At 57.0% G+C, this 13,921-nt stretch carries 16 protein-coding genes and 1 pseudogene; 6 read left to right on the plus strand and 11 right to left on the minus strand.

All coding sequences use genetic code 11. The features are described from left to right. Positions 1-305: 305 nt before the first annotated feature. From G9463_RS21030 to G9463_RS21055, 8 genes are all read right to left on the minus strand, one after another. Complete coding sequence (locus G9463_RS21030) at positions 306-1,040, minus strand: CBS domain-containing protein (protein ID WP_165897745.1); 735 nt, start codon at positions 1,038-1,040, stop codon at positions 306-308. Between the two features lie 107 nt (positions 1,041-1,147). Next, positions 1,148-1,327, minus strand: a complete 180-nt coding sequence (locus tag G9463_RS24600; protein WP_370457984.1) for a hypothetical protein — start codon at positions 1,325-1,327, stop codon at positions 1,148-1,150. A gap of 189 nt (positions 1,328-1,516) precedes the next feature. Then, positions 1,517-1,618, minus strand: a complete 102-nt coding sequence (locus G9463_RS24605) for a hypothetical protein (RefSeq protein ID WP_370457982.1) — start codon at positions 1,616-1,618, stop codon at positions 1,517-1,519. A 5-nt stretch (positions 1,619-1,623) separates the two neighbouring features. Beyond that, positions 1,624-2,001 carry a cyclin family protein gene (locus G9463_RS23880; RefSeq protein ID WP_205254248.1) on the minus strand — a complete coding sequence of 126 codons (378 nt, stop codon included), beginning with the start codon at positions 1,999-2,001 and terminating at the stop codon, positions 1,624-1,626. 9 nt (positions 2,002-2,010) lie between these two features. Beyond that, entirely contained in the window at positions 2,011-2,430 is a 420-nt protein-coding gene (locus G9463_RS21040) for a hypothetical protein (protein ID WP_007190056.1), read from the minus strand. Positions 2,431-2,446: 16 nt separating this feature from the next. Further along, positions 2,447-3,244: a polyprenyl synthetase gene (locus G9463_RS21045; protein ID WP_165897746.1), complete on the minus strand. Its 798-nt coding sequence runs from the start codon at positions 3,242-3,244 to the stop codon at positions 2,447-2,449. A gap of 164 nt (positions 3,245-3,408) precedes the next feature. Further along, on the minus strand, positions 3,409-4,749 hold the full coding sequence (locus G9463_RS21050; RefSeq protein WP_370457983.1) for an MATE family efflux transporter: 1,341 nt from the start codon (positions 4,747-4,749) through the stop codon (positions 3,409-3,411). Further along, complete coding sequence (locus G9463_RS21055; protein WP_007190059.1) at positions 4,749-5,348, minus strand: TetR/AcrR family transcriptional regulator; 600 nt, start codon at positions 5,346-5,348, stop codon at positions 4,749-4,751. Before G9463_RS21055 ends, G9463_RS21050 begins: the two co-directional genes overlap by 1 nt. A 173-nt stretch (positions 5,349-5,521) precedes the next feature. On the opposite strand from G9463_RS21055, the gene G9463_RS21060 reads away from it, so the two are divergent. After that, complete coding sequence (locus G9463_RS21060; RefSeq protein WP_007190060.1) at positions 5,522-6,148, plus strand: TetR/AcrR family transcriptional regulator; 627 nt, start codon at positions 5,522-5,524, stop codon at positions 6,146-6,148. Between the two features lie 52 nt (positions 6,149-6,200). Here G9463_RS21060 and G9463_RS21065 read toward each other — a convergent pair whose 3' ends face one another. Next, positions 6,201-6,944: a CPBP family intramembrane glutamic endopeptidase gene (locus G9463_RS21065; protein WP_165897747.1), complete on the minus strand. Its 744-nt coding sequence runs from the start codon at positions 6,942-6,944 to the stop codon at positions 6,201-6,203. A gap of 131 nt (positions 6,945-7,075) precedes the next feature. Next, positions 7,076-7,510, minus strand: a complete 435-nt coding sequence (locus G9463_RS21070) for a zinc ribbon domain-containing protein (protein ID WP_165897748.1) — start codon at positions 7,508-7,510, stop codon at positions 7,076-7,078. 201 nt (positions 7,511-7,711) lie between these two features. On the opposite strand from G9463_RS21070, the gene G9463_RS21075 reads away from it, so the two are divergent. Together G9463_RS21075 and G9463_RS21080 are read left to right on the plus strand one after the other, a co-directional pair. Then, positions 7,712-8,587: a M48 family metallopeptidase gene (locus G9463_RS21075; protein ID WP_007190063.1), complete on the plus strand. Its 876-nt coding sequence runs from the start codon at positions 7,712-7,714 to the stop codon at positions 8,585-8,587. Next, entirely contained in the window at positions 8,588-8,824 is a 237-nt protein-coding gene (locus tag G9463_RS21080) for a hypothetical protein (RefSeq protein WP_007190064.1), read from the plus strand. A 163-nt stretch (positions 8,825-8,987) separates the two neighbouring features. On the opposite strand, the gene G9463_RS21085 is transcribed toward G9463_RS21080, so the two are convergent. After that, positions 8,988-10,040, minus strand: a complete 1,053-nt coding sequence (locus tag G9463_RS21085) for a phytoene/squalene synthase family protein (protein ID WP_049944731.1) — start codon at positions 10,038-10,040, stop codon at positions 8,988-8,990. Positions 10,041-11,210: 1,170 nt separating this feature from the next. Between G9463_RS21085 and G9463_RS21095 the strand changes: the two genes are divergently transcribed. From G9463_RS21095 to G9463_RS24610, 3 genes and pseudogenes are all read left to right on the plus strand, one after another. Then, the gene (locus tag G9463_RS21095) at positions 11,211-12,638 is read left to right on the plus strand and encodes a sulfatase-like hydrolase/transferase (protein WP_165897749.1); all 1,428 of its coding nucleotides are present in this window, start codon (positions 11,211-11,213) and stop codon (positions 12,636-12,638) included. Next, positions 12,639-13,067: a GtrA family protein gene (locus G9463_RS21100; protein ID WP_165897750.1), complete on the plus strand. Its 429-nt coding sequence runs from the start codon at positions 12,639-12,641 to the stop codon at positions 13,065-13,067. Between the two features lie 19 nt (positions 13,068-13,086). Next, positions 13,087-13,419: pseudogene (locus G9463_RS24610) on the plus strand (IS4 family transposase); the annotation flags it as partial. Positions 13,420-13,921 lie beyond the last annotated feature (502 nt).

Genomic DNA, 13,921 nt, shown 5'->3' on the forward strand with positions numbered 1-13,921 from the left:
CCCTTCTGCATCCCGACTGCCACTCGCGTCATTGCATCACCCGTATCATACGCATATAGTGTCTTGTGCGAATGGTATAAATCATACGTCAGACAACGCTGACACTCCTGGTACCGAGTGAAAGACTAAATCACGGAACGGACGATATCGATTGTCTGACCATCTCTAGAGGCGATTCCTGTCAGAAAGAATCTATGGACAGTAGTTGAGACTGGCTCTCTCAATGCATAGAGCCCAGGCCAGTTGCTCGACTTGCCGACAAGCCGTATGATACTCATGACCCCCCCAGCGCACGAACTCAGAAGTTACACGGAGGAAAAGTACGACTGACCGAAGCGAAGCAAATCTCGGTCAAATTCGTCCGGGTCGTCGACTCGAAAGTGGAAGAGCTGATTTCGCATATCCCCGATTTCAAGCACTAACTCGCGGATCACGTCCTGTTGATCATCAAAGAGCGACTCAAATTCTCCCCAATGAATCGAGATGAATTGGGCATAGTGTGCGTAACTGCAATGCTCGATCGACGCTGGCGTTGGTAGTGGGTGTTCCTCGTCGAACGTTTCGGCTAGCTGCTCCGACAGCGCATCACCGAACACTCGCGTGAAAATCTCGCGCAACTGCATCTCGATGGACTCGATCAACAGAAACGGCTCAAGCATCTGTTTCAGTCGTGTCAGGAGGTCGTAGTCGGTTAGAATCCGCCACTCGTCGTCTCGATCGACCACGATGTACGTGTATTCTGCGAGTGCATCGAATACGGCGAGAAGGTTCTCGTCTTCACTGATGGTGTGTGCATCTTCGACGGCCGCTCCGACCGAGATCTTATCGAGCGTTTTGTGTCCGACCTCCAGCCGCTGGAATGCAAGGAGGGTCCGGACCACGGACCTGTAAGTGACAATCCCGACGAGTTCGCCGTCACGTTCGACACCGATCTGGGTGTAGCTGTTCTCGAACATCTGACGGAGTGCAGATTCGAGCCCGAGGTCGTATTTGACGGTCTGGAGGGTGTTTTCGATGGGCAGGTCAGCGATTGTGTACATGGATGCTCAGAACGTTGGCCCGTAGCTAACTATGCGTTTCCGTCCGTATCCAAATGACTGCTATGTCTACACAAGAGAATAATCAATTCCACATTTCAGTAAATTACTCAAACACTGTCCCTACTATCTATGCCGGTATCAGCAGTTCCAAGGTGCTCGATGAGATCTTGATAGCGGGCACGAATGGTCGACTTACTCACACCGGTTATATCTGCGAGTTCTGCCACGTTGGCATCGACATGATGCCTGTTCACTGCGTACAACCACGCTCCAGCGAGAACACCCATATGACGCTTGCCCTTTGCCCATTGTGCAGTCCGTGCGTAGGAGAGTAGGTTGTCAACCAACCATGTGGCTTCGGGCGGTGCTGTCGGATATTGAAGTTCGAATAGGTGGCTCCCGGTTGCTTCGAGCAAGTCGTCACGTCTCTCTCGGAGGGAGGCTGTAGATACGCCGAATTGTTCGGCGATGTCAGCCTAGGAGAGGTCGGGTTCGGCAGCTGAACTGGCGATGTAGAGCACGGCTGCTGCATACGAATATGGGGAGACGCCACTGGTGGCTCCGGCTTCGACACCCAATTGTGCTACTTGTTGTGCGCGAGCTTGGATGTCGGCGGAGAGCGAAAGTCCTCACACGCCTCTTCGAGGATCACAGTTGGATCGTCATTCGGGATCTCGAGATCCAATGCGTCTGAGACCCGTTGCATTTCATTGAGGATTTCTGATTTAGTAGCAGTAGAGGTGTCAGAAATTCTGGCCACACGAATCGGAATCTCTTGCAAGCGGCACGCAATGAGGTAGCATGCTGCGGCAGTACGGGCTGGGAGTCGGATCTGCAGTTCTCGTGTCGTGAGTTCTGAAACCAGTAGTTCACCGTACTGCTGAATGTTCGCTTCCAGATTGAGGGCCTGTTGGATTGACGCCAAGTTTTCGAGGACGGCGCCTTCAGATTTCGTGGTCATCTTCTGGGTTTAATCATTTTCCCGTAAGTTCTGGAACGAATCAAGGGTCGCTCGGATTCGATATCTGAGTGTGCCGTACCGATATCGACCGACTATCGCTTCTAACGTTTTGGCGTCGAGTTCGTCAAGAGTCCGAGCCTCAGCGCGGAATGACCGCTGGAGGGAGCGCAGTAACTCCTCGGTCGTCTTCATCGCCTCCGCTTCTGACGTACACTCGCCAGCAATCATTGACTGTTCTTCTCCATCGTCAATGACGACGGTAATAGTATAGATGGCATCGTGCTCAGTACTACTCTGCCCTACGAGTCGTACAGACAGGGCAGTAGACGCAGGGCTCTCGAATTGGAACTCGAACATCGTCTCCTCGTATCGTCCGTTTGCAGTGTGAATCTGCCAGGCGTCCGGGACGTTAATCGAGTGCGTCGTCATTAGTGGCTGAGCTCTGTTAGTCGTGTCCCGTTACAGTCACATCGGCGAACGCTTGCAGACGCGTTACGTCGACAGTCTCTGACAGGGTGTCGAGAGCCTGAGCAGCGTCATCTCGCCGCTGTTCTGCATACCTACGGAATTGTGACTCATCGAATGTGGGCGGGACAACCGTCGCCTCGATTGGCTCCATATCGATCACGTAGTTGATCTGTCGGGCGGTACTGAGCCCGCGACCGAGTCGTTCGCAGTATCGGCGAACCGGTTCGTCGGCACCAGCCAGCGTCGCTCCAAGGGCGGCAGCACCTTCACTGAGACTCCCCGCAGTGTCATCGAGAAATTTCGCCTGGTCGTGGTCTGTGGAGCCGGCTGCGGTGTAGGTGCGCGCAAATGCCTCCGTGATGGATTCGAGAACCGTCGTCAGTATCTCGAAACAATCACCCAACGAGAAGTCGGATCTTGAACGGAGTGACGAAAATGCAGCCGTATAGAGGTAATCACCGGCCAGCAGTGCTACTGTCGGATCCAGCGTAAGCGAATGCGCGTGTTTGTCTGTGAGGGTGACGAGTAGTCGACTTCGGAGACGAACGTATCCCCGGAGTAATTCGACCGCGGCGGCGTAAGGAAGGACATCCTCACGGTCCTGGCGATCTGACAATGAATCGTATACGGTCACCACCAGCTGTCCGTACCACCTGTCGGGGCAATCGTCCAGTACATCCTGGACGAGCGGGAGATTGGCCTCGTCCGCGGTGCTGAGCACCTGTTGAAAGTGGCGCTCGATCTGTGAAGGGTGGACAGTGTCTGTGTCAGTCATCGGTTTCAGTCATCACCTGCTGCTGTCTCGGCACTAGTCTCGTTGAGGTCGACTTTGGATTCGGTCAAGTCACTCTCGCGCCATGTGCCGCGCCGGTACCATGCGTAGGCGATAATCGCTCCAGCGACGTTCGAGACCGCGAATGACAGCCAGACACCCGTCTCTCAAAGGGGTCCGGAGGCGAACCACGCAATCGGGAAGCGAATAACACCGAGCATTAACACGGAGATAGCCGCCGCAGTGAGTGTCTTACCGGCGCCGCGGAAGCTGCCCGTGTAGGCCCGCATAATGCCGATGAAGCCGAACGTCAGTGCGACGTAGCGAAGGAATTGCGCGGCAATGTCGACGACCCCGGGGTCGGTCGTGAACACGTCGGCGATGGGTGCGGCGACGAAGAACACAACGACCCCCGCAGCCGTGAGGACACCGAAGAGTACTTTCGCCGCTAGTCCCGCCGCTTGTTCTGCTCGGTCCGGTTTGTTGGCCCCCATGTTTTGCCCAGTCATCGTCTCCACCCCACGGGCGACGGCGATGGCCGGGAGGAAAATCACCGAAAACACGCGCGTCCCGATCCCGTAGGCGGCGACCACGGTGTCCGGGAAGAGTGCGACGATGACTAACAACAGATTCATCGAGAGCGCCCGTCCAGTCCCCTCAATCGACGCTGGCAAGCCGATGCGGACGAGCCGCCGGAGATACGAGAGGTCCGGCACCATATACTGCAGGTGAATCTGGACCCCGCGGTTCCCGCGGAACATAATCACGAGGCCGACGACCAACGCGATCCCGCGGGAGAAGACGGTCGCGATCGCCGCACCCGCGATCCCGGACCCCGTGTAGCCGGTCATTGCGAACAGCGTCGACTCAAGGCCGCCGAGGCCGAGCATCGCAAACAGCGGATTGCTGTCGAAGCCGAAGATCAGGAACGGATCGATGACGATGTTGAGCACGACCGAGCCGAACATGACGAGCATCGGCGTGATCGTGTCGCCGTACCCGCGCATGAGCGCGACAAAGACGAAGAAGCCGAACATGAACAGCAGGCCAAGTGAGATGACTTCCATGTAACTCGTCGCCAGCGGCAGCACGTCCTGTGATGCGCCCATGACGTCGAGGAACGTCTCGACGAGGAAGTAGCCGACGCCGCCGAGGATGACTGAGGCAATGACGGCGAACGTCACCGTCTGCGAGGCGGCATACTCAGCTTCGCGCTCCTCGTCCGCACCGGTGAACTGTGCGACAAGGACGCTCCCGGCGACAGAAATACCCATCCCGAGCGAGATGAGCAAAAACACCATCGGGAACGCGAAGCTAATCGCCGCGAGCGCATCGGTGCTGTACTGGCCGAGCCAGAACGTATCGGCGAGGTTGTACGCGGTCTGGAAGAGGTTCGTGACGACGATCGGCATCGAGAGAAAAAACAGTGGTTTCGCGATTCCACCCGATGTGAGGTCGAACTCCTCTGGGCCCTTGAAGAGCGAACCAATACGGCTGAACAGCCCCATTACCGTCCAACCTCCGGTTGCTCGTCGGCGAGTAGATGTCGCTCCATGTATCTGGTCATCGTATCGTAGAGTTGGTCAGAGGGCTGGTTGATTGTGACATGGCGCGTGTGTGCGCCGGTAATCGTTGTTGTGAGGCACTCTGCATCGCGGGCTGGCTCGATGTGGTCGTCGAACTCGCCAGCGGTCACGCCAGCCGCGAGTATCTCTCGTAGTTGGTCGAACAGGAATTCGTCGAAATCGGTGAGGCGTTCCTGCAGCGCAGGATCGTACGGAGCCTGTGCCTTCAGTTCGAGCATCGCTGTTCGGAACGCTCTCAGAGACGGATCAGCCTCGGTAGAGAGTAATACCTGGAGGAGCGTGTCAAGTTGTTCGAGTGGCGTGTCACCGTTGGGAGAATCCACTCGGTCGGTGAATCGTTCGTACAAGTCGTCGAGAAAGACGGCGAACAGCTGATTTTTGGAATCGTAGTGATAGTGAATCGAGGCCGTGCTCGTGTCCGCTTCGGCAGCGATGTCCTGGAGTGTGAGATTCGCGTAACCCTGCTCACAGAGGGCACGATACGTTGCATCAAGGATCTCGGTGGCTGGCTCGTCCGCCATGTGGTCGATAGTCTACTTACTAACCGATTAGTCAAAAGCCTTCGGAGGATCAGAACCGACCGAGAAATCACCGCTACTTCCGCCCAGACCAACCGCTACAGGAGAGATACTGCGTCGCTGATTCTGACGAGTGGGTCAAAACTGTTATTGGGAGCAAGACGAATATACTACCAATGGCCGACCCGCCGGAACGGACCTCTTCGGATCCTGATGAGGAGATCATGCGTGCGACCTATCGCGCGCTTCGAGAACACGGTTACGCCGACCTCACGATCAAACGCATTGCCGAGGAGTACGGGAAATCGACCGCTGCCGTTCACTACCACTATGATACGAAAGATGACCTGTTAGCGGCGTTTTTGGACTACATCCTTGATGAGTTCGTCGATACGATCCACGAGGTTGAGACGACCGATCCCGACCAACGACTGGAACTCCTGCTGGACAAATTGCTCGTCGATCCAGAGGATCATCACAACTTGCTGATCGCAATGCTGGAGATGCGGAGTCAAGCGCCGTATAAGGAGGCGTTCGCCGACCGATTCCAGCAGAACGATGAGTACGTCCGGTACATGCTCAGGACCGTGATCGATCACGGCATCAGTGAAGGCGAGTTCACTGACGTTGACTCCGAACACGTCGCCCGGGCACTCATGACTATCGTTGACGGGGGGCGCACACGGGCGGTCGTTCTGGGCGAGACGGATACGCTCGCAACGGCCAGACGAACCGCAGACGAATACGTGAACGCCGTCCTCAGAGCTGACAAGACCGGAGTGGAAAGATCGAACACGGACTGACGACTGGGTAGGCCCCCACGGAAGCAATCTCGTCCTGGATACCACGCCGATGTCAGGACGGCATGGGAATATCGTTCACCGCGAGTACCCATTGACCAGCAAACAGTATCGCATTGTAGATGCCATGGACGACGATTGGAACAAGGATGTTATTGGTTCGTTCATAGAGCCCGCCAAGGATCAGTCCAAGGAGGATAGTCACGACGATGTACGTGAGTTTGCCGCTCCCGGCCAACGCGGCATAGTGGGCAATACCGAAGAGACCACTGGCGATGACGATGGCTGGGACTGCCCCATAGGCACGGTAAAACAGGCCCTGGACGACGCCGCGAAACACTAACTCTTCGCCCGGACCGACGAACAGTACTGTAATTGGAATCATCACGAGAAAGAGTTCCGGATTCTGTTGTCCCATGGTAACGACGGTGTTCTGTGCCTGGTCAGCACCGAGAGCAGTAATGACGATGCCGAGGAGATACACCGCCACGAACAAACCGACGAGACCAGCGATCATCAAAGCGACATCACGGAGAGTTGGCATACGTACACGAACGAGGTCCCCAACGTCGGTAACGCGGAGGTAGGCTCCGACGACAGCTATGAACCCGACATACTGCGCGATAGACGTTGCAGCGAGCACCTCTATCGATGGTGGGGTGAGGGTATAGCCCAACAGTACCATTCCGAGCGTTACTGGAATACCGAGGCCGATTCCCACGACGAACGCTGCCACGATGATGAAAACCGCATGAGCAAGCACCCGTGCCTGTTTCTCGACGGATACCCGGTTAAACATATCTAGAACTGGGGCTCCCTGAGACTTGAAGCAGGACCTGCCGTCTCTTCTCGAGGTTGTCCCATGTGTTCCCCTGCAAACACGCTACAAAGTGGGAACACTGGTCGGTGAACTGGTCCCAGAGAGTTTTGTTAGCGTTCATCTCTTTCATTTCGGTCATTGGGAAGGGCTGCTTCCAGATCTCCGATCTCCGTCGTACACCAGTGACAAAACGCAAGATCCGAATCGAGTTCCTTGCCACAGTTTGGACAGTGTGTACGTTGTCCGTCCGGGGTGAAGGTTAGTCGAGCGACCGCATTCTGAGCGTGTGCGAGAAGATACGCATCGACGGCGTTGAGACTTCCGATCACAAGGATCGGAGCGATTGCTAAGGGATCGACAGCGTGCCAGTTGGCGAGCGCTTCGATAGCTGCGGGGTCAACGAAAAGGACGATAACCCCGAATAGAACGCCGACCCAGGCAAGCCCACGACGCCACCGCCGGAGGTAGAGATGCCCGAACCCTGTCGCAACTGCTCCGAGTAGCGCAGCGAGCCATGGCCGCTTTCGAGAGACCGACCGACCCATAGTGGGACTAACCAGATGATTAGTCATAAGTCTTCCTGACTGCTGAAGACTGTGATTCAGCCGTAAAAACGGCTTGAAATACACGTTAACACCCGATTTCGCTATACCACTGACCTAACGTCCTCATCAAGTGATAGAGTATCTTTTTTATACCTCTAGCTACGTAGTGCCCCTATGCGACACTTCGGACTCAAAGTACGGATGGCCGTGGTCGGGGCCATCCTCGCGGGGTTCTACCTCGTCGCCGTCGCCGCAGCGATGGTGGCGTTCGGCCAGGGCATCCTCCCAATCGCCATCGTCGGCAGTATCCTCTTGATCGGCGTTCAGTACAAGATCGGAAAGTGGGCCGCATTACGGAGCGTCGGGGCCGAGGACCTGCCCGAGAACCAGTCTGCGCAGCTCCACCAGTTCGTCGAGCAGGTCTGCCGCGACAAGGACATGGAGAAGCCGTCGCTGAAGATCGCCGACATGGGCGTGCCGAACGCGTTCGCCGTCGGTCGCCGCGGCAACGGCACGGTCGTCATCTCCCGAGAGCTCGTCCAGTTGCTCGACCGCGATGAACTCGAAGGCGTCATCGCCCACGAGCTCGCACACATCGACAACCGCGACGTCATTACGATGCAACTCGGGCAGGGCATCGCCTCCATCGTCGCCATCGTCGCGCAATTCGCCGTGTTGTTCACCGGCGAAAACGACCTCGCAGACTTCTTCCTTGCTGTCATCGTTGGGAATATCGTCCAGTTCCTCGTGATGATCTTCGTATTCGCTATCTCCCGGTACCGAGAATACGTCGCTGACGCCGACGCGAAGGACGTCATCGGGCAGGGTGACCCGCTCGCGCGTGCTCTCGAAAAGATTCACGAGGGCAACCAGCAGGCTCGCGCCTCGGCGAATCAGCGTACCCGTGGATCGGCTAATCGGCGCGGCCGCGGGCGGGGCAATCAGCGCTCCCGCGACACGAACGTTGATCAACAGGTGAGCGCGCTCTGTATCTCCAGTTCCGACCGCGGCTTCCTCCAGCAGATCGTCTCCACGCACCCGCCCATGGAGAAGCGTATCCAGCGGCTCCGCTCGTAGATGCCCGGGGTCCGTGAACTCCTCGCAGTCATTCTCGGCGTCCTGCTCGGCATTGTGTTGGTTGCCGCGCCGCAGACAGCACTCCGACTGTCCGTATTCGTTGGCCCGAACCGCCGACGCCGCGGTGACTACGGTACGGACGAAACCATCTCCAACAAGTGGACGTGGGTCGTACGTGCGCTCGGTGTCGTGTGTCTCGCTATCGCCGCGTTTATCGCCTACCAAACGTACCTCTGACTTCTCTGTCGAAGATTCATCGACTCGGGTTGCCGAAGTCTGAGTAGTGTGTGAGCACACGTAGTCAGACGTTAGAGGCTCTTCAGAATTGGATGTGTGGACGGCACCTGTTGTCCACCCAGATCCACGAATGCTCTTACTGCATCTAGTGATATGAACGTCGTTAGTCGAGGGCTTGGTGGTACGGTTTGGTCGCGATAGTTTCGCGGAGTTCACCAATTGCGTTACGATCAGCGGTACTAGCCGCCTCCATCACGGCAATCACTTCTCGCCGCGATATCTTCACACCAGACTCGGTGAGTGCGTCCTCAGGCCGGGTGTGGAGTTCCCTGATTGTTCCCACGCCTAGCAAATACGGAATGGACCACGCGGCCATCGTATTACCGTGCGTGAGTGGCATCGCCTTAATGTACGCTTGGGCGTCATCGAGGAACGTCCCCGCGTAGGAGGCCGTCCGTTCGACAACGTTCGCAGCTGGTTCTCGATTGTCGGTGCGGAGGATAGACTCTTGATCGATCCCTTCGTCAGCGAGCCACTCGGCCGGGAGATAGACGTTGTTTTCCTCTGTGTAATCGTCGTACACGTCCTTCGAAACGTTCACCATCTGTAAGAGGAGTCCAAACTCGTCCGCTGTGTCGTACAGCCTTTGAGCGCGTTTCTGAGAGACGTTCCCCCGGGTAAGGAGATTCGTGATAAGCCTGCCGACGGTACCAGCAGCGTAGTAACAGTATTGTTCGAGTTCGGAGCGATCGTTGATACGGAGTCCACCAGTGTCAGCGTAGCGCTCAACGAACATCGTCATTCCGTCAACCATCTCCCGGACCAGCGGAATGACGGCTGTCTGTACGGATTCCGGCTGGTTAGTGAATGTCGCCCAAATTGTCGGTGACTGAGCGACGACGGACCAGTCGGCGCTGCGGTCGACTGACGGTGGCAACCAACCGTCGACAGCTGCCCGGAACTTGTTCATCGTTTCGTTGCTGGCAGGATTGAGTGCGGCATCGAACGTTCGTAGGAGGTTCGCCTGCGATTCAGGTGAGATATGACCGGCGTCCTCGATGGTATCGGCGACGCGACATAGCAGATACCCCAAGCAGATCTGCGATGACATCGGTTCTTCCAGTACATCCACGGTCAAGGCGAAGGTACGCGACACATCCTGTACCGCTTCATGACACCAGGTAAGATCTGGCTCGGGAGATGTAGTGGTCACCATTTCTGGATTTTAGAGTATAGTGAGGTAATAAATCCACCACAGAAACCCAAATCCGCCGAGCGCTGCCATCAGGATAGACAGTACTGTTTTTTGTTGTGTCTCGTATAGCTTGTACCCGCAATACACGGCCACGAGGCCAAGCAAGGGAATAAACACGAGCGAGAGTATCGTCGATATCAAGCCGACGACTACATACAGACTGCCCTCTTCGTTCCACGCCTGTACCGTTTCTCTCAACGAACCTTGTGACTCACTCATAGGAAATGAATGCCCAGTCTGGAAATTCTTACTAACTAGTTAGTTAGCACGTTGTTAAATCCTTCGTAATATCTTGCTTAACACCGTGTAAATTGATTATATTACCCTGTTCAGAACCGGAAAGACTACACGTGAGAGAAACCGGCCGATTCCGAATAGCGTCTGAAACTCCTGCTCAAGAAACTCCTTGCACCGGAAAACCTCACGACTTATTCATCTCAGTGCTGGAGAGACAGAGCTAGGTGACGTACAAGGAGTCTTCGGGGACCGGTTCCAGTAGACCGACGAGTACGTCCGGCACATGGTTCTGGCGGCCATCGACCACAGCATCATGAAAGCCGTGTTCAGCGAGTCGACACGGAGAACCTGGCCCGAGTCCTTCTCATCATCGTTGACGGCACCCGGACCTGCGCGGTGGTTCTCAACGACACGGAAGCCTTCGAGACAGCGCGTCGGGCCGCAGACGAGTACGTGACTGTAGCCCTCCTGGACGAGGTGTCTGACTCCGGAGAAAAAAACCCCTACGGATTTCGGGCGCGAACCCGTGACTCACCACTTCCAACTGGTCAGTCAGTTTCTTACTCCCAATCACCCAGATTGATATATAAATAGTAATCATCAGACTAGGCTGGCGATTTGTCGCCAACCCTGGCTCGTTTCCGGGCTGATCAGTGGTTCAAGACCTCTCACCGGGAAACAGTGGCGTTCTGGAAAGCCTCAGTGTTGCTCGTTTGCCTCGGAAAGCGAAACAGTAAAACCTGATACTAACTGTTTAATAAGTGGCGTGGTGGTCCTCATACCCGTCGCTGCCGGAACTGTGCGATGCCGTTCCGGACTGCGGGTTAGTCCCCACTGGGTGCGGGTCGCAGGCCACTGTATGAATTGGACGCGTCCAGTGAGGTGTTCACCACAATGGATACTACCGGGCTATCGAACGTCGTCCTCGTCACAGTCGACTCGCTCAGGGCGGACGCCATCGGCGCCTACGACGCCGAGCGGCACACGCCGGTGATGGACTCGATTGCGAACAGCGGAACCGTGTTCGAGCGCGCCTTCGCCACTGGAAACTGGACGCCTTTCTCGTTCCCGTCGATCTTGGCCTCGCGGCCGGTATTCGCCGACACCGGACGCATCGGTGTCGACGGCGTCCCGACGCTCGCGTCGGTTCTTTCCGAGGCTGACGTCGCGACGGGCGGGTTCAACGCCGCTAATGGCTTTCTCACGTCACACTGGGGCTACGAAGCGGGGTTCGACGAGTTCGAACCGTTCGTCGCCAGCGTTGGCTCCAGCATCTACAGCCGGTACCTCGCGACGCATCCGACCGTTGAGGCGTGGATCCAACTGGCGATCTCGCCAGTCCGACGGATCAGTTCCCTGCTGCGCGGCAACGCGGACGACCGGCCGTTCCTCGACACCTCGCGGATGTTCGACGTCGAGCACGCAGCCGCTGAGTTCGTCGCGGAGACCGACTCGCCTTTCTTCCTCTGGGTCCACTACATGGACGCCCACACCCCGTATGTTCCAGCACCCCGTTACATCCGCGAGGTGTCGTCGGATCTCCTGGGCACCCACCGGATGCTCCACGCCCACACGCGGATCGGACTGGGATGGGACGTTGGCGAACAGACGCTTGGGGACCTCCGGACGCTTTACCAGGCGGCGGTCCGGCAGGTCGACGCCAGCATCGGCCGGCTCGTGGACACCCTCGCCGACAACGACATCGCAGACGAAACCGCGGTCGTCTTGGCTGGCGACCACGGCGAGGAGTTCCAAGAACACGGCCACCTCGCCCACTATCCGAAGCTGTACGACGAGCTGATCCGGGTCCCGCTCGTGGTCGACGTCCCTGGCGCGGATGGCCGCCGGATCGACGGGCAGGTCGGCCTCGACGCCGTTCCACCGACGGTAGCGGACCTGCTGGACGTTGATGCCCCCACCGAGTGGCAAGGCGACTCCCTCGCACCCAGCGTCTTCGACGGAGACGCCCCGGCCGACGAACCGGTCGTCTCCGTCACCGTCCGCGGCGAGGACGTGACGTCCCAGCCCATCCCCCGGTCACTCGACGACGGCGATCTGCTCGTCAGCGTGCGAGACCGGGACTGGACCTACGTCGAGAACGTCGACGGGGGGACCCGGGAGCTGTACTACCGGCCGTCGGAGCCGACCCAGCAGGACGACCTTTCGGCCGACCCGACCACCGAAGAGCGGCGCGTCATCGAGCGCTTCGAGTCCATCATCGACGACCACGCCGCGACGCTGCGCGACCGGGCGGGGGAGACGGCGACCGGCGACGTCGACGACGACCTTGGGGCGCGGCTGTCGGCCCTGGGGTATCGATAGATGATCAGGAGCTTTCTTCGCAACCTTTCGAGCGGTCCGTTCGCGCCACGGCTCCGCCGGTTCGTCCTCGTCGGGACGTTCGCGGCCGGTGTCCAGATGGTCCTGCTGTGGCTCTTCGTCGATATCGGCCGGCTAAACTACCTGGTCGGGGCGGTGATCGCCATCGAGATAACGATCGCTCTCTCGTACGTGCTCAACAACGCTTGGACCTTCCGAGGATCGCGGAACACGGGCTGGGACGAGTACCTCACCGGCCTGTTCAAGACGAACGTCGTTCGCGGAACTGCAATCCCCATCCAGGTCGGGGTACTGTTCGTCCTCGTCAGGTGGGCGAGCATTCCGTATCTGGTCGGGAACGGGGTCGGCATCGTCATCAGTGGCATCTACCGATACGTACTCGACGCGCGGTGGACGTGGGGGAACAAATGACTACATCTGTTTCCCTCACGCTCGCGCAACAAGCTCCATTGGACGTGAGCGGAAGTTCGATATCGTCGCGCTATTCTACACGCTCTCGTTCGGTTTCGCCGTTAGTTGACCTCTTCCTCCACGGCTATTGAAATCTCGATACCGGACAAAATCACTTCAGGTGATGTCTCAAACTTCGAGATATTCTCATTGCCGACGCGACCACTGTTTCACTGTATCAAGACGCTACTGGTGTCTACACAGCAACCGGTAAGACCACGCTGAACTGAATACCCCCCTCATCGAGTCACTCTCAACCGGCGTACCAACACGATTTCATACCACCGATGCAACAACTCACGAACGGAGTCAGTACCTGCGGTGTAACTGTGGATAAGTTGCAACCACTGGAGGTATGACAGCACAAGAACGAAGCCACCGGTATTCATACGCCGTTAACTGCCACGCTCATCTGATTCAGATGTATCTAATGATCGAATCAGGCTGCAAATTGCCAGAGTTAGATGGGCTGTTTCTGTGGGTATCGCGGAATCCAAATTTGCATGGAGAACTATTGCGCAGCCAGATTGAATCGGGTGAACTCGACTTTGACCCCGACTAAATTAGAACGGAGGGTGGGGGGAACGTGGGTGGGAACAAAAGGGAGTTAATTCATGGGCGGCATAACTAACTAACCAATTAGTACATATAAATCTGTCCAATAATAACGTTTCTAAAAGAATCTCGTGTACGTGTTTACCCCGAGGACTCAACGGCCGGCACAGCCTGATCTCGTGAAATCATCTCGTTGTTCCGGGAGACTCGCTTGAGCTCGTCATATGGATTGCGTCCCTGCTGGCGCCATGTCGCCAGCA

Origin of the sequence: Haloarcula sp. JP-Z28 (assembly GCF_011440255.1) — an archaeon.
In the GTDB taxonomy this organism is placed as follows: Archaea; Halobacteriota; Halobacteria; order Halobacteriales; family Haloarculaceae; genus Haloarcula; species Haloarcula marismortui.